Origin of the sequence: Nisaea acidiphila, assembly GCF_024662015.1 — a bacterium.
GTDB lineage: Bacteria > Pseudomonadota > Alphaproteobacteria > Thalassobaculales > Thalassobaculaceae > Nisaea > Nisaea acidiphila.
In genome coordinates this window covers 3,106,438-3,125,238 of sequence record NZ_CP102480.1, presented here as the reverse complement: position 1 = coordinate 3,125,238, position 18,801 = coordinate 3,106,438, and the positions used below count along the sequence as shown (strand labels likewise).

20 protein-coding genes are annotated in these 18,801 nt (G+C 61.3%); 10 read left to right on the top strand and 10 right to left on the bottom strand.

The features are described from left to right. The first annotated feature begins 4 nt into the window (after positions 1-4). Positions 5-685 (top strand): energy-coupling factor ABC transporter permease, encoded by a 681-nt coding sequence (locus NUH88_RS14495; RefSeq protein ID WP_257767122.1) that lies wholly within the window; start codon positions 5-7, stop codon positions 683-685. Positions 686-778: 93 nt separating this feature from the next. Here NUH88_RS14495 and NUH88_RS14490 read toward each other — a convergent pair whose 3' ends face one another. Continuing rightward, the gene (locus NUH88_RS14490) at positions 779-1,546 is read right to left on the bottom strand and encodes a short-chain dehydrogenase/reductase (protein ID WP_257767121.1); all 768 of its coding nucleotides are present in this window, start codon (positions 1,544-1,546) and stop codon (positions 779-781) included. 439 nt (positions 1,547-1,985) lie between these two features. Between NUH88_RS14490 and NUH88_RS14485 the strand changes: the two genes are divergently transcribed. Then, positions 1,986-2,573 (top strand): 3'-5' exonuclease, encoded by a 588-nt coding sequence (locus tag NUH88_RS14485; RefSeq protein WP_257767120.1) that lies wholly within the window; start codon positions 1,986-1,988, stop codon positions 2,571-2,573. A 10-nt stretch (positions 2,574-2,583) separates the two neighbouring features. Here NUH88_RS14485 and NUH88_RS14480 read toward each other — a convergent pair whose 3' ends face one another. The 8 genes from NUH88_RS14480 to NUH88_RS14445 form a co-directional block, all read right to left on the bottom strand. Further along, on the bottom strand, positions 2,584-3,066 hold the full coding sequence (locus NUH88_RS14480) for a gamma-glutamylcyclotransferase family protein (RefSeq protein WP_257767119.1): 483 nt from the start codon (positions 3,064-3,066) through the stop codon (positions 2,584-2,586). A gap of 7 nt (positions 3,067-3,073) precedes the next feature. Further along, on the bottom strand, positions 3,074-3,538 hold the full coding sequence (locus tag NUH88_RS14475; RefSeq protein WP_257767118.1) for a DUF8265 family protein: 465 nt from the start codon (positions 3,536-3,538) through the stop codon (positions 3,074-3,076). Between the two features lie 17 nt (positions 3,539-3,555). Continuing rightward, entirely contained in the window at positions 3,556-4,497 is a 942-nt protein-coding gene (locus tag NUH88_RS14470; protein WP_257767117.1) for an acetamidase/formamidase family protein, read from the bottom strand. A gap of 30 nt (positions 4,498-4,527) precedes the next feature. Next, complete coding sequence (locus tag NUH88_RS14465; protein ID WP_257767116.1) at positions 4,528-5,127, bottom strand: DUF2062 domain-containing protein; 600 nt, start codon at positions 5,125-5,127, stop codon at positions 4,528-4,530. Between the two features lie 143 nt (positions 5,128-5,270). Beyond that, on the bottom strand, positions 5,271-6,086 hold the full coding sequence (phnX, locus tag NUH88_RS14460) for a phosphonoacetaldehyde hydrolase (RefSeq protein WP_257767115.1): 816 nt from the start codon (positions 6,084-6,086) through the stop codon (positions 5,271-5,273). A gap of 17 nt (positions 6,087-6,103) precedes the next feature. Then, entirely contained in the window at positions 6,104-7,237 is a 1,134-nt protein-coding gene (locus NUH88_RS14455; protein ID WP_257767114.1) for a TIGR03364 family FAD-dependent oxidoreductase, read from the bottom strand. A 71-nt stretch (positions 7,238-7,308) separates the two neighbouring features. Next, entirely contained in the window at positions 7,309-7,863 is a 555-nt protein-coding gene (locus tag NUH88_RS14450) for a PAS domain-containing protein (protein ID WP_257767113.1), read from the bottom strand. Positions 7,864-8,068: 205 nt separating this feature from the next. Further along, a complete protein-coding gene (locus NUH88_RS14445) occupies positions 8,069-8,509 on the bottom strand; it encodes a protein tyrosine phosphatase family protein (protein WP_257767112.1) in 441 nt (146 codons plus the stop codon). A gap of 234 nt (positions 8,510-8,743) precedes the next feature. On the opposite strand from NUH88_RS14445, the gene NUH88_RS14440 reads away from it, so the two are divergent. After that, positions 8,744-9,949, top strand: a complete 1,206-nt coding sequence (locus NUH88_RS14440; RefSeq protein ID WP_257767111.1) for a pentapeptide repeat-containing protein — start codon at positions 8,744-8,746, stop codon at positions 9,947-9,949. A gap of 13 nt (positions 9,950-9,962) precedes the next feature. On the opposite strand, the gene NUH88_RS14435 is transcribed toward NUH88_RS14440, so the two are convergent. Next, complete coding sequence (locus tag NUH88_RS14435) at positions 9,963-11,024, bottom strand: nucleotidyl cyclase domain-containing protein (RefSeq protein WP_257767110.1); 1,062 nt, start codon at positions 11,022-11,024, stop codon at positions 9,963-9,965. A gap of 247 nt (positions 11,025-11,271) precedes the next feature. Between NUH88_RS14435 and NUH88_RS14430 the strand changes: the two genes are divergently transcribed. From NUH88_RS14430 to NUH88_RS14400, 7 genes are all read left to right on the top strand, one after another. Next, the gene (locus NUH88_RS14430; RefSeq protein ID WP_257767109.1) at positions 11,272-12,510 is read left to right on the top strand and encodes a pentapeptide repeat-containing protein; all 1,239 of its coding nucleotides are present in this window, start codon (positions 11,272-11,274) and stop codon (positions 12,508-12,510) included. A gap of 9 nt (positions 12,511-12,519) precedes the next feature. Beyond that, a complete protein-coding gene (locus tag NUH88_RS14425) occupies positions 12,520-12,897 on the top strand; it encodes a PilZ domain-containing protein (RefSeq protein ID WP_308220066.1) in 378 nt (125 codons plus the stop codon). 174 nt (positions 12,898-13,071) lie between these two features. Beyond that, complete coding sequence (locus NUH88_RS14420) at positions 13,072-14,361, top strand: imelysin family protein (RefSeq protein WP_257767108.1); 1,290 nt, start codon at positions 13,072-13,074, stop codon at positions 14,359-14,361. Between the two features lie 143 nt (positions 14,362-14,504). Continuing rightward, entirely contained in the window at positions 14,505-15,998 is a 1,494-nt protein-coding gene (locus NUH88_RS14415) for a di-heme oxidoreductase family protein (RefSeq protein ID WP_257767107.1), read from the top strand. Positions 15,999-16,008: 10 nt separating this feature from the next. Next, on the top strand, positions 16,009-17,094 hold the full coding sequence (locus NUH88_RS14410) for an imelysin family protein (protein ID WP_257767106.1): 1,086 nt from the start codon (positions 16,009-16,011) through the stop codon (positions 17,092-17,094). Positions 17,095-17,098: 4 nt separating this feature from the next. Continuing rightward, a complete protein-coding gene (locus NUH88_RS14405; RefSeq protein ID WP_257767105.1) occupies positions 17,099-18,226 on the top strand; it encodes a DUF1513 domain-containing protein in 1,128 nt (375 codons plus the stop codon). A gap of 152 nt (positions 18,227-18,378) precedes the next feature. Then, the gene (locus tag NUH88_RS14400; protein ID WP_257767104.1) at positions 18,379-18,762 is read left to right on the top strand and encodes a c-type cytochrome; all 384 of its coding nucleotides are present in this window, start codon (positions 18,379-18,381) and stop codon (positions 18,760-18,762) included. Positions 18,763-18,801: the final 39 nt, after the last annotated feature.

Here is an 18,801-nt window from a genome sequence, read left to right as displayed (position 1 = left end):
ATTTATGCATATCGAACCCGGTGTCGTGAACGGCGCGAAAATTCTGCTCAGCTATGGCACCGCGGCCGGCTGCCTCGGCGGCCTCGCCAAGCTGTCCTGGAACACGATCAAGAACGACGGCCTGACGCAGCTTGTCCTGCGCAGCGCGATCACGACCGCGCTCGTCTTCTGTTTCTTCCAGGTCCTCCCGCACTATCCGGTTGGCGTTTCCGAGGTGCATTTCATCCTCGGCTCCACCCTCTTCCTCATGTTCGGTCTCGCGCCGGCGGCGATCGGCCTCGCCCTCGGCCTGCTGATCCAGGGCGTGCTGTTCGCGCCGTTCGACCTGCCGCAATACGGCATGAACATCACCACGCTGCTGGTGCCGCTGATGGCGGTCTATCTGGTCGCGCAGAAGATCATCCCGGCGAAGACCGCCTACAAGGATGTCGGCTACGGTCAGGCGCTCGCGCTCTCGACCGCCTATCAGGGCGGCGTGGTCGCCTGGGTCGGTTTCTGGGCCTTCTACGGCCAGGGCTTCGGCGCCGAGACACTTAGCCAGGTGGGCCTGTTCGGCGGCGCTTACATGATGGTTATCATCGTCGAGCCGCTGGCGGATCTGGCGATCCTCGCCGCTGCGAAGACGCTGCACCAGATGAAGGACAGCCCGCTGTTCCACGACCGGCTCTACCGGGCCGGCGTCTGAGACAGGCGTTCCTGAAAGAGAAAACGGCCTCTCCGGAGGCCGTTTTTTTATGCCCAAAAGCTCTGCGGCCCCGTCCTCATCGGTAGGCCTGGCTCAGCGGTAGGTCTGGCCGCCGTCGAGGTCGACCACGATTCCGGTCGCCCATCCGGCCCGCGGAGAACAGAGGAAGGTCACCACGTCGGCAATCTCGTCTACCGTCGCCGCCCGGCCAAGCGGCTGACCGGCGAGAAAGTCCTGCCAGCGGTCCTCGTCGCCCTTTTCGTCTTTCGCCTTCGTCTTCAGCAGCGTAACCAGCCGGTCGGTCTCCACCAGCCCCGGATTGACCCCGAGCACCCGCATCCCGTCGGCGAGCGCGTTCGATCCCATCGCCTTGGTGAAGGCGTTGAGCGAGGCATTGCCTGCCGTGCCCGCAATGTATTTCGGGTCGAGCTTCACACCGGCGAGGCCGATCACGTTGAAAATCACGCCGCCACCGTTCGCCTTCATCACCGGGTAGAAGGCCCGCGCCATGTTGATATAACCGAAGACCTTGAGGTCCCAAGCCTCACGCCAGGTCGCCTCGACCACCGCCTGCAGGTCGCCCCCGGGGATTGCGCCCGCATTGTTCACGACGATGTCCGGCACCTCGACGGCCTCGCAGAGCCGTTCAACGGCCCCCGAGGCCGAGAGGTCGAGCGAATGGATCGCACAGTCCGCTCCGGCGCCGCTCAGCACGTCGCGCGCCTGTTCCAGCCGCTCCCGGTCGCGGGCGACAAGGTCGAGCGCACAGCCTTCGGCGGCGAAAGCTTTCGCGCAACCGAGGCCGATGCCTTTCGACGCCCCCGTGATCAGAACCCGCTTGCCTTTGAGACCCAGTTCCATCGCTTCGCTCCCCCGGTTCTTCAGATCGTTGATTATGTTGAATTGGTAGCATCGGCATGCATGGCGCGCAAAGCGGGCGGACGTGCCATGCGCCGCGATTCCACCCGCTCCGATTGACCTTCCGGCGATTCGGAGTCACGCTTTTCTTGTCCCATCCGGACAAGGCGAAACCCACTCAGGGAGGTCGTTAATCGCGATGGAACCACCGATGCAGGAAACGCGTCTCTGAAGAAGGGACGCAACGGCAGCGAGACGGCCCGGGCCGTCATAAGTCCGCAGACATATGAATATCCGAGAGCCTGAGGCTCGATAGTCTGTCTTATGCAACAGACATAAAAATGCTATGCCCCACCTGACGCAGACGCGCGGTGGGGCTTTGCATTTCGGTCAGCCTCACATCCAGCGGCCCGTCGCGCGGATCGAACGGAAGCGCAACGCCATGCACAAGAATCTGCGGCACGACCGTCTCCTGGCCGTGGATCTCGAACTGACCTGCTGGGACGGTCCTCCGCCGGAGGGCGAACGCCCTGAGATCATCGAGATCGGCCTCGCCGAAATCGACCTGAAGCGCGACGAGATCGTGCGCACCGCCTCCATACTGACCAAACCGGTCGCGTCCCGGATTTCCCCGTTCTGCGCCGCATTCACAGGAATTACCGAGGAGATGATCGCAGCCAATGGCATCCGCTTTCAGGACGCTTGCCACAGGCTGCGTAAAACCTACGGATCGAGTTCTAAGCTCTGGATCGGTTGGGGCTCGGACAATGTGCTCTTCGATGCCGAGGTGCGGGCCAAGGATGCCGTCGATCCCGCCTCGCACGCCTATCTGGATCTCTGCCAGGTGCAGGAATACGTGCTCGCCGGCGGACGGCGGATCTCACTCGACGAAGCGCTTGAGGTGATGAAACTAGAGCGCGCCGGCACCGCGCATCGGGCGGAGAGCGATGCGGTAGACACTGCGCGGCTTTTCCTCGCCTGGCGGGAACGCTTCGGACTCGGCTACCTGCCGCACGAACATTTCGACTGACGCGGCCCGCTCAGTCTCCGAACAGCTCGGCGACCGTATCCAGCCAGAGCCGGTCCGCCGCCTCGGCATCGAGCGTGCCATAGCCCTTCATGTAGATGTCGGTCACCCTGAGAAAGCGCTCCTTGTCCGTCCGGACCCACTCTTCGTACGACCAGGGTTCGTCCATCGGCGTGATGTTGCTGACCGCGCCGCAAAAATGTGCCGTCTCGCTTCCCGCCTCGGTTTCCACCTCCGTTTGCTCGATGGCGAAGTCGAAATCCTCGAAATAGCGGATCCTGCGATCGTCCTCGGCGGAATAGTCGCGCAGCAGCAGCCCAGCCACCCGGTGTCCGGGCGCTGTGACGAGCGCCGGATAGGGCTCGCGGTCGACACGCACCCGCGAATATCCATGCAACACAGCCGCCGTTGAGAGCGGTCCGGGCGCGCGACCGAGCACCCGCTCCAGCACGTCCTGATCCATCAGCGTGCCGAAAAAGAAGTAGGGAAGCTTCATCCGTCGTCTATTCGCGCTCGGCCCGATGAACGGTGCAGCGGGTCGAGCCTTCACGGGAGAAAATATAGACGCCGGGCTGGACTTCGAAATTGCGCGGCCGCCGGATATCGCGGGACCGTGCCGCACGATAGGTCCGTCCGCCGATCCGCACGAACCCGCCGCCGAAGCGGTTGAAACGCCCGTCCCGGCAAGCGTCGGTCGCACGTTTGTCGTATTCGGCGACCTGTCTCAAGGGACCGCTCTCGACCATCAGCAGACCGCGTTTCGCCGCGTTCTCGTAGATCGTGCTCTTCTTGAACGTGACCCTCTTCATCCGCCAGTCCGGCTTTTCGGGGGCCCGCGACATGTGCCGCGCGTTCGTCCGGTCCGGCGAGACACGTTCCGCGGAAGCGGGGCTCACCGTCCCGGCGCCGCCGACCAGAAGCGCGGCGCACAGAACTGCGGTACTCAGATTGCGAAACGGATATCTCATCGGGATCTCCCGCCGCGTTACCCGGCATCCAGCAGATGCTTCGCCAGCATCACATGGATGCCCTTGTTTCCATTCACCATCTGGGTCACCCGGAGGTCCGCCGCAAGGCTGCAGAGCATATACGCCTCGGGACGGCTGCGGTTGGTCCGCTCGGTGATCAGGTCCAGCATCTGCCGCAGGGCCTCGCGCCCGGCCTCGTCCAGATCCTCGTTGAACGCCATTGTGATGAAATGGTCCGCCGTCTCGGCGCGCGGCAGCGGAAGGCTCATATCCTCCCGCACGGTGAGCCGAAAACGTCCTTCGAGCGCCATTTCGATCGCGGTGACACAGACCTCTCCGTCGCCCTGCGCCCCATGCCCGTCTCCGGCGGAGAATAGAGCTCCTTCGACAAAAACCGGCAGGAAGAGCGTCGTCCCGGCAACCAGTTCCTTGTTGTCGAGATTGCCCCCATTGGCCCGCGGCTGGATCGTGCTGACGCGCCCCCAGGCCGGCGGCGGGGCGACGCCCATAACCCCAAAGAACGGCGCAAGCGGCAGTTCCAGTCCCCAGGGCAAGCGGCCGACATTCCGCTCGGCATCGATGGCGATGATGGTATGGGTGACCTCGTCGAAATCGTCCGGCAGCGCGCCTTTCAGCGGCGCGCTGTAATTGAAGCCCCAGTCCTGGCGCGGTTTGACATCGAGGATATCGACCTGCAGTACATGCCCGGGCTTCGCCCCTTCGACATGGACAGGCCCCGTCAAGATGTGACCCGGAAGCCCCGGCCGCATGGTCTCGATGACCTCGCGATGTTCCGGCAGCACCGTATAGCCGGGCCCCGGAAGAGCCGGCTTATCGCCTGAAATGGTCGCGATCGTGACCTCGTCCCCGGAGGCGACCTTCAACACCGGCTCTAGACCGGCATCGAAAAAGCCCCAATGGACTGTATTAGGACTGCTCTCAAGCCTGTATCCGGACATCCGCTTTCCTTCCGCCTGCTTCGAAAACAGTCAGCGCCCGTTATCGGCCGTCGCAGGCCCGGTATTCAGCGCTGCCTGTTTTCGAGCGGCCTTCCGAGCCTGACGTTCCCGCCGTGCAGCCTTAAAGCGCTCAATGTAAACATGGCTCCAGCGGTAGCTGAGCCAGCCTCCTCCGATCATCCACGGAAGACAGCCGACGAACAACGGCAAACCCCATTCGTCCAGCATGGCAGCGAAATAAACCCACACCGCCATGATACCGGTGACGTCCTGCCCGAGGATCTGGTCGAGTCGATCTGCGAAATGCTCGAATGCGCTGAGATTGTCCCAGCGGCCCAACATCAGGTTCCCGGTCTGCAGGAAGACGTAATAGACGATCGGCACCGTGAAGACGTTGGTGACCCAAGTCCAGGCAAGGGCGACCACAAGGCTGAAGGTCCAGTTCGGACGCAGCAGACGCACGAGCGACCAGATGCCCGCGACGATCGGCATCTGCACTCCGACAAGAGGAGTGAGGGAGACCGCCACGCCGATACCGACGCCCCGTGCCGTATAGTCCGGCAAATCCTTCCCGCGCAGGATCGGAATGACGAGCCGGTAACGCATGAGGCGCCTGAGCGGAGTAATCATGGGGTCAATCTAACGGAGCCTAGAGTGCCAACAGAACGGTACCGATCAGCCATAGCAAGCAGCGGCACCGCGCCAAAGTCAGAATTGCACGATTCTCTTTACATTTAGTGACCGTGTTGCCTTTTTGGCAGGAAAGCCGTGCACTAGGGGCGCTCACCCTTGGCAAGACGCGTCCCGATATCGTCGACGACGTCGAGAAGCGCGGCCACGCTGTCGATCAAGTAATGCGGGTTGGCGCTCCGGAGCGTCTGCTCGGCCTTCTTCTTGCGCTCCAGGAAATCCGCTTCGCCCAATGCTTCCGTTTCCTCTCGGGAAAGCCCGAAAGCATTGCCTGAGACCGTCACGCCAACCGTCCAGCATCCGGCGGCATTGCCTTCCGCGATCCCCGGCTCGGTATCGTCGACCTTGATACAGGCCGCGGCCGGCCAGACATCGAGATCGAGAAAGCATTTATACATCATGAGCGGCGTCGGACGACCGTGCGCGAGATCGCCTGCGCAGACCAGATTGTCCGGCGCGTAGCCGAGGTCCTTTGCGATCGGCACCAGCTTTTCCATGATCTCCCGGTTATATCCGGTGGTGGAGCCGATCTTGAGGCCACGCCCGCGCAACGCGGCGACAGTATCGAGCGCACCGGGAATCATATCCGCGAAGTCCGGAATGACATCTACGTTCATCGGTACGAAGACCTCGTAGATCCGATCGACGTCCGCGTCCGAAAACGGCGCGCCGTGGGTGGTCGCCCAGACTTGCGCAATCCGCTCCTGGGTACCGACGGCCTTGATATGATCCCATTTCGGCAGCCCCATTGGCGCCCGCGCCTCGTCGATCGTGATCTCGACATCAAAAGCGGCGAAAGCGCGTTGGAACACGCCCATCGGTGCGCGGCTGCCATGATCGATGATCGTACCGGCCCAATCGAAGATGACAGCTTTCACGCCCAGCTCTTCCGCGGACATCTGGAATTCCTTTCAGGTTAGGCCGCGCCATAAAGCGAGGCGATGGTCTCCTCTCCAAGCGCGAAGGCGGTGCTCATGCCGGTGCCGCTGGACACGACGAGGATACGCACGCCCTCGGACGGATTGTCGATGAACGCGGTCCGATCCGCCGCGGATGGATAGATTCCGATCCAACGCTCGATGACCTTGCTGTTCTCAATAGCGAGGACCCGACCAGCCTCCTCGAGGATCAGGTCCTCGACCACTGCGGGCGCGAAGGGATCGGGCGTTGCGGCATAGTGATGCGAGTCGCCGACGACCAGGGAGCCGTCCGCGCCTTGCACCACAATAAGATGGATCCCGTGTGCCAGCCATTGCGGCTGCTCCACATCGAGACGCGCGCGCAAGGCCGCCGACGAGGCAAGACCGGTATAGCCCTCGTACCGCACCAGACTGAGGTCCGACATGATGGCACCCGGCAGTTTCCATTCCGGCGGTTGCGGTCCGAGCCGCAGCATCTGCAATTTGCAGAGACGCAGGTCATATGCCGCGAGCCGCTCCGGGAACAGGGTCGAAAGGTCCGGGCCAGGACAAACGATTACCGCCCCGGCTTCTATCCGGCCCGCAGTCGTCTCTACGCGACCGTCTTCGACCCCGACGACCGCCGTCGACCAGCGGATATCGACTTGGTGTTCCGACACCAGATATTGCGCGAGCCGCGGCAGAGCCTGACGCGGCTCGACGCGGGCCTCGTGAGGACTCCACATACCCGCACGGAGATTGCCGGACGCGAGCACAGGCGCTTTCGCCGCCGCCTCTGCCGCCGTCAGCAGACGGCAGTCCCGCCCCATCTCGGTACCGGCGAATTCTTCCAGCACATCGACCGCTTCCGGCCGCTGCGCGGTCACCAAAAGACCCTCGTGATGAACAGGAATTCCCGCCTTCGGAGCAATATCTCGCCAGATTTCGGCCGATCTCGCCGCCCGCAGCCAAGTCTCGCCGGCTTTCTGCCCGGTAACGGTCACAAAGCCGAAATTCCGTACGGAGGCACCGTTCGACTGGGCGTCCCGGTCGATCACAACCACCTTCTTGCCGCGCTTCGACGCCGCCAGCGCACTGGCAAGTCCGCAAATGCCGCCACCGACAATTGCAAGGTCGTAGGAATGTCCCATTTCGCCCGTCCGAACTGAGGTGCCGGAAGCGGTCAACATACCGGCGTAACAACGGAGTTATTGAGTAGTGCCTAAAGCACCGCGGCATCAACGGCGAATACTGAAAATCGTTCCGAGATATCGTTCCAGGCACCGCGCTCGAAGAGCTTCACCTTCGGCAACGGCGGGGGTGGAGTCTGGTCGAAGACCTGCACGACGAAAGACATGTCCGGGCTCTTTCCGTCCCTGGAAAGCGGCATCATAAGCCGCCAGGTCCGCAGCAGGCGCCCTTCATCCCACCTGAACCGGCTCTCGGAGAAGATCGGTGCCCCGCGCTCGAACGAGGTCATGAACAGCTCTGTAATGAAATCGAGGTAACTGCCGCTGAGAATTTCGGTCAGTGTCGTGCCTGTAAGCTCGCGCCCGAAATGGTCGCTGAAACTCGTCCCCACGACCCTGTGGCGCACATTGCGCGCCACGGGGTCGACATCGACCAGCATGCTGTGTGGCAACAAGGCCGGTCCAATATCCATAGGGTCGAGATCGCGGCGCATCGGCCATGCCGATTGCCCCCTGATCCCATTCCAATAGTCGAAGGCCCGGCCTAGAGTGCCGTTCCCGAACTCAGTTTCGGTAATTTCCCGCAACGCATCACGCCCCAAACGCGGTGCAAATTGGACGACAATGAAATGCCCCCCGGTCCAGGGACGGTTCTATCATTCGATTTTAAATTTATTCAAATTGTTTTCGAATAGAAAAACATTCGCGGAACTAATCTTATCGGTGCAGCAGATTTCCCCGCGAACCATTACAGGTTCAGGCCGACGAATGTTTTCCACGTTGAAGAGTTATTCAGGCTTTCATCGCCTCACGATAGCCTTCAAGCAAAGGCTCGACACCAGACAGGTCGTAACCTTGCTCTCCCGCGGCCGCCGATACCGCCGCGACGGAGTTTCCATTGCAGCAAACCTGCGACAGCGCCCAGAGAATCGTCGACCGGGTCCCGCTCCGGCAGAATGCGAAAACCTCGCCTTCGACGGACTCGATCGCGCCATGCTGCTGCAAGACCACGTCCGGGGTCAGGGTCGGGAGCGTCATCGGAATAAATTGGTACGACAACCCCGCCGCCTCCGCCGCTGCCCTGAGGTCACTTTCCGGAGGTTGCCCCGGCTCTTCGCCATCGGGCCGATTATTAATCACGAGCTTAAAGCCTGCTTCCGCAACTGCTTTCATATCGGAAGGCTGAATCTGCCCATCTACTCCATATTTCTCGCTGATCATCTTGATATTCATTTAAGCCCTCTCCCACGCGCGAACGGCAAATCGGGTTGATTTTTCTCACAATGCAGGGTTCATACACGCCCGGAGGCTACTAGAAATGCACTTTTTCGTGACGAATCCCACCAACCGATTCCCGGTATCTGGTTCATTATCATACCCGATCTGATATAAATTTCGCGGAAGACCACCATGCCGCTTGCTCTGTTACAGATGAGACTGGGTTAGCAGATGGGTTTGGGGGAACCTATGGTGTCAAGGTCGATCGACCAGCATCTCTTGGAAGAAGATGCCCAAAAGTTCATGGGCACCTTCCTCGCCGAACACAAAAAGTGGCTGCAGCGCAAACCCGGCGGCAAGCAGTGCGATTTGTCGCGCCTGGATCTTGCCGGAATTAATCTCAAGAACGCTCTTCTGCCGCGTGCCGTGCTCGTAGGCACAGGACTTCAGAACGCGCAGATGGAAGGCGCCGACCTCAGCGAGTCGGACCTTTTCGGGGCGAAACTCCAAGGTGCGAACCTGAAACACGCCAAGCTGAAGCGCACGATCATGCGCGGCGTGAATCTGAAGAATGCAGATCTTTCCCATGCCGATCTTGAGGACGCGGATTTTCGCGGGGGACTCGTTCTCGGCGAGTCGCCTGACGAGACCATCGGCATGGAACAGAGCGACCTCAGCGCCTGCCTGATGGATTTCGCGCGCGGCCAGCGTGCCAAGTTCTCCAATGTCGATCTCAGCGGCGCAAGCCTGCGGGACGCCAACCTCAAGGGCGCCGAGCTTTTCGGCTCCGACCTCTCCGGCGTCGACCTCACCGGAGCCAATCTGGAAGATGCCGATCTTTCGGATACTAGGCTGACGGATGCCAAGCTCGAACGCACGATCCTGAAAGGCGCGCGGCTCGCCAACAGCATGGTGAGCGAGGATGCCCTCGCCAGGGCCGAGACAGATTCGAATGCGTTCGACGAAATCAACAACGTCAAACTCAGCATCGATCTGAACACGACGGGCGATTTCAAATCGCTCCCGCAGGAGCTCCGGATCGCGCTGGCGCAGCATTTCGAGTGGCTGCAATCGAACGGTGAGCGCGGCTCGCGGGCGATCATCAAATCTATGTCGCTCCGCAAACTCAAGCTCCGGCGCCAGAACCTGACCGGCGTCTCGCTATATTCCTGCGACCTGAGCGACGCCGATCTGTCTTTTGCCAACCTGGTTCTGGCCGATCTGGAAAAATGCAATCTGATGAATGCCACGCTGTCCGGCGCTCTGATGTTCGGCACGAACCTAAAGGGGGCCTTCCTCAGCGGCGCTGACATGTCCAACGCACATGTCGGCGCAATGCCCATCTTCGGCGCCGACGGGAAGCGGACAGGAAAGGTGCGCAAGACGGACATGACAGCCGCGAACCTCAACAACGTGAAGTTCGACGGCGTCGATACAGACAACATTATGAAGTAAGGCGAGCGCCGGCTCAGCCCTTCATCGAACTCCGCAAATCCTGATGCTGCAGACCAGCGAAGATCGAGGTCGCACTCTTCATGTGCGTGTTGACCTTTGCATTGTAGCAAATGTGTTCGAAACCGTGCTTGTCCACGATTTTGATCTTCTGATTGCGGAAACGCGCCTCGTCCTTGGGGCCGGTCAGGTAGAACCGGATTTCCTCAACTTCGTCCCCGAACACCTTCAGGGTACGGAAGCCGTCAAGGACCTTGTTTGCCGCCATGACGTAGCGATGGGCGGTCCAGACGTCAGAGCCCTCCGTCGTATTGGAACAATCGCCGACAAGTATCTGATCGGTCCGGGCTTTGCCGATCAGCCGGGCGACATTGATGGTGACATCCCCGACAATATATTCGTGCCGAGCTACATATTTCGGACTCGGCTCGTAGAATACGTAGTGGCTGCCGCCGCTGATCGCCATGCGCAGTTCCGGCAGCGGCATCTTATCCGACATCTCCCTCTGCAAGCTCTTGTAATACAAGGAAAATAGAGACATCAGCACGAACAGGCTGATATCCTCCTCGATCCCGGTCTGCAGGTTCCAGACGTAGTACCCGTCTCCTGTCGTCGAGCGCCCCATTTCCACGGGCAGCCCCTTCTGGTGCAGCGTCGCCTCCGCCAGAGACAGGCTGAACTTCAGCGTCGAGAGATGATTGGCCTGCTCTTCCGGGGAATATTTGGAAAAACCGACGACATCGATCAGAAAAACCGTACGGAAGCGTGCGAAACCGATCGAGTAACGGGACATGACGGATTCAACATCTTCGTGCGCAAGACCGTTCGCGCCACCGCCGATCGGGAAATCCAGCCGGATCTCCGTCGGCTGGACGCCCAGAAACTCGTAGATCCGCCGAAACTCCTCGTCAGTGCAGTGACGGGGGCCTTCGAAAACCCGCTCTTCCGGTTCCTCCAGCTGGAACAGGCGGGTTTTCGGCAGCAAGATGATCTCAAGCCCCTTGCGCGACGGCCGCCATGCCACGACCGCACTGGAGCCGAACTGCGACATCCCGAAAAGAAGCTGGTTGAGAGACATGCGCAGGTCGTCCCGTCGTCCGACGGGCAGCGGCTGTCTCAACGGGTCCTGCATCTCTGTTCACCAAGTGTAAAGGAATAACCCCTAGTCTAAGCGATACTATGTCAGACGAAAACTTCGATAATGTCTCGTCTTTCGCCCGGCGAGAACAGCACCGCCCCCGCGTACACGAACGGATTCAGCGCCGTCACCCGAATCCGATCCAAAAGAGTCGCGTCTCTGCGCTTCCGAGCGCTTTGGATGTTAAATGACCGTGGCATTCGATATCTCCGAGCACAGGCCTATTCCCGAAGACATCATGGCCGCGATCAAATCGCACCATGCTTACATAGCGGGACGTCCAGGGGGGCTCAGACTGAACGACGACAATTTCGAAGTTTCGAAATGCCGCTTCGATTACATGTCGCTGACCCAGGCCGTTCTCCCTTGCGCTGATTTCACCGAGACGTCCTGCGGACGGACCGATTTCAGCAACTCGGATCTCTATGGCTCGAACTTCGCCTGGGCCGACCTGAAAGGTGCGATCTTCTCCAAGGCAGACCTGCGTGGCGCCAATTTCATCATGGCGGACCTGACCGGCGCGTCGCTTCTCGATGTGGACATGCGTCCGGGGCAGATAGTTCGTTGGGCTGGGAATAGCGGTGGAGCAGTCAGCACCAATCTCGACGGCGCCAACATGAACGACGTCGATTTGCGCGGCGCCGATCTTCAGGACGCGAACCTGACGAATGTCCGGGCCATCGGCACGATGTTCACCGACGACGACATGCACGCCGTCAATCTGGCGGGTGCAACGCTCGACGGGGCCGACCTTGCCGGCTCCAAGCTCCGCGGCGTCATTCTGGCGGGCGCCTCCGTCAACGGCACCAACCTCTCGAATTGCGACTTGTCCGGCGCGAATCTGCGCAATGTCGACCTGTCGACGGCGAAATTGCACAACACGAACCTCGATGGCGCGATCACGCTGGAAAACTGCGAGGACCTGCCGGCCGAAGTTGCCGAGATGATCGGCCTCCACAGCAAATGGATCGTCTCGAACGGTGAGATCGGGGAGCGTGCGGATTTCAGCGGTATGGACCTGCGTGAGATCGAACTGACCGGCTGTGATCTTCGAGGTGCGACATTCGCCGGCGCAAACCTGACCGGCGCGACCTTCGATCAGTCCGAACTCATGCTTGCCAATTTCTCCGGTGCAAACCTCACCCGGGCCAGCTTCATCGGTGCGGCCCTGCGCGGCACCATGTTCACAAACGCCAATCTCGAGGAGACCAAGTTTCTCGGCGCGCGCCTGGAGGTGGCGGAGATCTTTAACGCGCAGCATCAGCGGACCGGCAAAACGATCCCGGTCATGTTCAATGGCGCCGTATTGAGCCAGACGAATTTCAGCCGCGCCAAGATCGAAGGCGCAATTTTCACGGATTCGACCCAGATGAACACGATCTGGGAACATGCTAAGATTGAAAATTGCATGGGAATAGTCGATTGAGGTCCGCCCATGAGCGCGAACGATCGAAAATCAAGAATGCCGCCTCCCGTGGAACGTCGTGATTTCGCCAGAAGACCGACGTCCCTCAGCGGCGAGCTATCGCCGACACAGGGTGCTGGCGAAACCTGGCCCGTAACGGTCCGGAACATCTCCTTGACGGGCATGCTCCTGGTCGGGGAACTCCCCGTGATCGAAAATTCCCGGATCTACCTCGTCCTCGAGGGTACCCACAGCAGAATTCCCTGCGACTTGGTCTCCCAGAATGCGAATGGCGTCCGGGTAAAGATCAAACTCGACGACCTCGAGATCGATCAGCTGATGCAGGAATCTGACACATACGCATCGCTGATCCTTGAATCCATCCCGGGTATTTATTCCGCCAGATAGCCGCCAAAAACAGTAAATTTCTACATAACTCATTGAATTTTCGCAATTTTAAATAAGACCAATTTAGTCGCTTATTGTCTATTGCAATTGAGAATGACTTTCAATAATGTCCCTCTCATCGACAACGTGATCGGCGCTGAAACGACCGAGCAACATCGAACCGAGAAGAGAGATATGAGCAAGAAGGTTTTTGTGAACATGGCGATCGCAGCCATCTCCATAGCAGGCGCGCTGACGGCCTTTCCGGCCGACGCAAACGATAGCGGCGCCAAGAAGGCGGTTCTCGCGACGTACGCGGACATTGCCGCTGCCGGCTATGGCGATTCCCTGGCTGGCGCCAAGTCCCTCCAGAGCGCCGTTTCCACGCTGATCGCAGCGCCGACCGAAGCCAATCTGGCCGTGGCGCGCACTGCCTGGATCGCCGCGCGCGAGCCCTACCAGCAGACTGAGGCCTATCGTTTCGGCAATGCCATCGTCGACGACTGGGAGGGCAAGGTGAATGCCTGGCCGCTGGACGAAGGTCTGATCGACTATGTGAAGGCGGATGTCTACGGCTCCGAGTCAGACGCCAACCCCTATTATACGGCCAACGTGGTCGCTAATCCGTCCGTGAATATCGGCGGCAAGACGATCGACGCCAGCAAGATCGATCGGGCGCTCGTCGAATCCCTGCACGAAATCGACGAGATCGAAGCCAATGTGTCCACCGGCTACCACGCGATCGAGTTCCTGCTCTGGGGTCAGGATCTGAACGGCACCGGGCCGGGCGCCGGCGACCGCAAGGCCAGCGATTTCGACACCGCGAACTGCACCAACGGGAACTGCGCGCGTCGCGCCGCCTACCTCACCGTCGCAACCGGCATGCTGGTCGACGAACTTGAGTGGATGACGGCCCAGTGGACCGAAGGCGGCGCCGCGCGCACCGGCCTTCTCGAAGGCGATGCCGACAAGGGTATCGCCACCATCCTCACCGGTATGGGCAGCCTGTCCTATGGCGAGCTTGCCGGCGAACGGATGAAGCTTGGCCTCATGCTTCACGATCCCGAGGAAGAACACGATTGCTTCAGCGATAACACCCACCGCTCGCACTACAATGACGCACTGGGCATCCGGAATGTCTATCTCGGCGAGTACAAGCGGACCAACGGCACGATGGTGAAAGGCGAGAGCCTCTCTGCCCTGGTTGCCGCGAAGGACAGCGCGGCCGACGAAGAGCTTCGCGCCGCCCTCGACATCACCATGAACAAAATGACCGTCCTCTCCGACGAAGCCGGAAATGGACAGAGTTACGACCAGATGCTCGCGGAAGGAAACGCGCGCGGGAACGAGATCGTTCAAGCCGCCGTCGACGCCCTCACCGCGCAAACCGAGTCGATCGAGCGTGTCGTCGCAGCGCTCGGTCTGTCTGCCCTCGAGTTCGAAGGTTCCGACAGTCTCGACAACCCGGGTGCTGTTTTTCAGTAAACGGGTGCGACACCAGCATATCTCTCCCACTCGGGGGCGGCTTTTGCCGCCCCCGCTTTTCTTTGGTGAGTATGTAGGGCTGCGTTAAAAGGTCCCGCTCGACGGGATGGCACGTCCCCCTGTTCTTGCGATAGAACGAAGTCATGCTGAACAAAGTGCTTTTGCTGCTGACCGCAGTCGTTTTCGCTTTCGGAGCCGCCCCGGAAGGCCGCGCCGAGAGCGAGGCCGCGCGAATCGCCAGGGTCACGAAACCGACGGCGGATTTCTCCAAGGCCGAGAAGTACGAGACCATGCAGGGTGGCGCCGCGACCCACAGGAAAAGGGTCAACGGCGACGTCTTCTCCCACCCCTCCGCAAACATGGCCTTCGATCGGCGCCTCTATTTCGAACTCGGCGACGGTATCTTCAAGAAGATGTGGGTGAGCTCGCCCGCCAGCACGAAATCCTCCGACGGGCTCGGCCCGCTCTACAATGCACGCTCCTGCCAGCGCTGCCACCTGAAGGACGGCCGCGGCGCCCCACCGGATGGCGAGCACGCGGATTCCGTCGCCCTGCTGATCCGGCTGAGCGTCCCGCCCGAAACCGGCGAGGAACGGGCATTGCTCGAAAGCGGTGCGGCTCATTCGCTGCCGGCCCCGGTCTATGGCGGGCAGTTGCAGACATTCGCGATCCCCGGTCAGGAGGCCGAAGCGCGGATCGAGATCAGCTACGCGTTGGAAACCATTGCCCTTGCTGACGGCACGACGGTCGAGCTGCGAAAGCCGGTCTACGCGCTGAAGGACCCGAATTACGGCGATTTTCCCGAAGGTCTGATGATCTCGCCGCGGATCGCCTCGCCGATGATCGGGCTCGGCATGCTGGAAGCGCTCGGTGAGGCCGACATCCTGAGTTGGGCCGATCCGGACGATGAGGACAGCGACGGCATATCGGGCCGCGCGAACCGGGTAATGAGCGCCCTCTCCCGCGAAATCATGCTCGGCCGGTTCGGCTGGAAAGCCAACGAGCCGACCCTGAAGGACCAGGTCTCCGGCGCTTTCGCGGGCGATATCGGGATCTCCTCGACGCTGCACCCCGCCAATGGCGGCGACTGTACGGAGGCACAGACAGTCTGCCTCGGCGCCCCACATGGCGGAGACCCTGCCGACGGCGACGTAGAGGTCAACGACCACCTGCTGGATCTCGTCACCTTCTACAGCCGCAACCTCTCGGTGCCGGCACGGCGCGATGTGGGAGCCCCGGAAGTGCTTGCCGGCAAAAAGGTCTTCTACGAGGCTGGTTGCACCGGTTGCCACCGGCCGAAATTCGTGACGCCGCGCGATCCGCTACGCCCGGAACAGTCCTTCCAGCTCATATGGCCCTATACGGACATGCTGCTGCACGATATGGGCGACGGTCTTGCCGACAACCGGCCGGACGGGATCGCGGACGGACGCGAATGGCGGACACCACCGCTCTGGGGCATCGGCCTGACGCGCACGGTGAACGGTCACACCTATTTCCTCCATGACGGCCGCGCCCGCAATCTGCTCGAAGCAGTTCTCTGGCATGGCGGCGAGGCCGAGGCGGCCCGGAACCGCGTCATCGCCCTCTCAGCCGCGGAGCGGGAGAATCTTCTCCGCTTCCTGAATTCCCTCTGAGGAGACAAGAATGAGACAGCTCGTTTTCCGAGCGACGGCAGTGCTTGCCATGGCGATGGCGGGGTCCGGCACGGCGTCGGCGCAGGACAGCGAAGCGACGCATGGAGCCATCGCTCAGGCGAGCGTCACGCGCCATATCCTGCCGCGCTATGAGCGTCTCGCCGAAACCGGAGAGGCGCTGACCGCAGCCGCGGACACCTATTGTGCGGTCAAGAATGCCGCCGCGTTCTCAACGCTCGACCGGGCCTTCCGGGATTACTGGATCGCCTGGGCGGGAATCCGGCATATCCAGTTCGGTCCGGTGACCTATCTCGATCGCGCTTATCGGATCCAGTTCTGGCCCGACACCCGAAACAAGATCGGCAAACAGCTCTCACGCACCCTGTCGGCCGCAGACGAGACGGCTCTCTCTGCGGACCGTTTCTCAGGGACGAGCGTCGCCATCCAGGGACTGCCCGCATTGGAGCGCCTGCTCGCGGAGGGTCATGAGAGCTATGCGACCGAGAAAGGCACGTTCCGCTGCTCGCTGACAACGGTCATTGCCCGAAACCTCGCCGATATGGCCCGGAATATTGCGGTCGAATGGAACCCGACCGACGGCTATGCCCAATACCTCAGCGGAGCCGGCAGCGATCCCGATACGGAGATCGGTCAGGTCTCTATCGACCTGCTGCAAAGCCTTCTGGCCGAGGTGGAGGCCAGCCGGGACCTGCGTATCGGGCGGCCGATCGGCTCTAGCGTCGAGACGGCCCGGCCGAAATTGGCCGAAGCCTGGCGCAGCGGCCTCTCCCTGGAGATCATGGCCACTTCCGTCGAAGGCATCGCGGACCTTTACCTGAACGGCGGCTTCGACACCGCCCTGCGCATGGCGGGAAACGCCAAGCTCGCGGATCGCATCGCTACCCTGTTCAGCCAAGTCTCCGGCGATATCGCCGCCATCGGCATGCCGCTCTACCGGGCCTATGAGGACGCGGCAGCACGCCGGAAACTGGAGACCATCCGTGCCGAACTGAAGGAACTCGCCGGCATGATCCGCACAGACCTCGCCGTTTCCCTAGACATCTCTCCCGGTTTCAACAGCAGGGACGGAGATTGATCCTATGATTTCACGCCGCAACTTCCTCACCGGCCTTACCCTCTCCGGCGCCGCCGCCCTGCTCCCGCGCCCGCTGACCGCAGGCAGCGGAGACGACCGCTTGTTGATCTCCGCCGCCCGCAAGGAGAATGGCAGCTTCGTTCTGGTCGGCTGCACCGAGGCCGGCGCCACGCCTTTCGAGATCCCGCTTCCGGGCCGCGGGCATGCGACGACGATATCTCCAGACGGGAACACCGCGGTCCATATGGCGCGCCGCCCAGGCCGCTTCATGCTGGTCGTCGATCTTGGAACCGGAACATTGAGCGACATGGTCAATGCGCCCGCCGGGCGGCATTTCTACGGCCATGCTGGCTTCTCCCCGGACGGCGCCCTGCTGTTCACCACAGAGAACGACTACGACAATGCGCGCGGAGTCATCGGGATCTGGGATTGCCGGGACGGCTACCGGCGCGTCGGGGAATGGGACAGCCACGGCATCGGGCCGCACGACCTCACGCTGCTGCCGCACGGCGGCGCAATGGCGATCGCCAATGGCGGCATCCTCACCCATCCGGACAGCGGCCGCGCCAAGCTCAACATCGCCGACATGCGGCCGAACCTGACCTTTCTCGACATGCGCGACGGATCCTTCCTCCGCCAGATCGAACTGCCGGCCGAACTGCACAAAAACAGCATCCGTCACCTCGATTCCGGTCCCGACGGCAGCGTTATCTTCGGCATGCAATATCAGGGGGCGACGACGGACGCACCGCCGCTGGTCGGCTATATTGGCGCGGACGGCACCTGCACCCTTTTCGATGCGGAGCAGACCCTGACACCGCAACTGCGGGGCTATTGTGCGGACGTTGCCATCGATGCCTCCGGGCGATTCGGCGCCAGCACCTTCCCGCGCGGCGACCGGATTGCAATCTGGTCTCTGCCGGACGGCAAGCTGATCGAGCTGAACCAGGTGCGCGACAGCGCCGGGATCGCACCGGAAGGCCATCCCGGCGGCTTCCGCTTCTCGACCGGCTTCGGCCGACTGCTGACACGCTTGGCAGGAACGGACGGTGCCGTAGCGGAGGGACCGGACCAGCGTTTCCCCGGCCTCGCCTTCGACAATCACATGACCATGCTGGAGCGCGCGCTCTAAGGCACGCGGACCTTTACCCGGCGCGTTGAATGCGTAACGCTGCGCCCGGTCAGCATCGATCAACGGTGCGACAGTTCGACGACTGGGCAGGGTCACCCCGGCGCCCTAAATTCACAACGCAGTCGCTTCGTCGACCTGAATTGGAGAGAGAAATGTTGCGCAAAGTCGCTTACGCCGCTGCCGTTCTGGCCCTGGTCGCGAGCCCCGCACTGGCTGCGGGAGACGCCGGGAAAGGCGAGAAGGTCTTCAAAAAGTGCAAGGCCTGCCACGTTGTGGACAAGGAAAAGAACCGCGTCGGCCCGCATCTGGTCGGTCTCTTTGGGCGGACCGCCGGCACGGTCGAGAAATTCAAATACTCCAAGGCGATGAAGACCAAAGGCGAAGAAGGTCTCGTCTGGAACGAAGAGACCATCACCGAGTATCTGAAAGCGCCGAAGAAATACGTCAAAGGCACCAAGATGGCCTTCGCCGGCCTGAAGAAGCAGGGCGATATCGACAACATCATCGCGTATCTGAAAGCCGAGACCGCCAAGTAGACCGAAACGTCTGAACGCCGAACCGCGTCGTCGACGTGC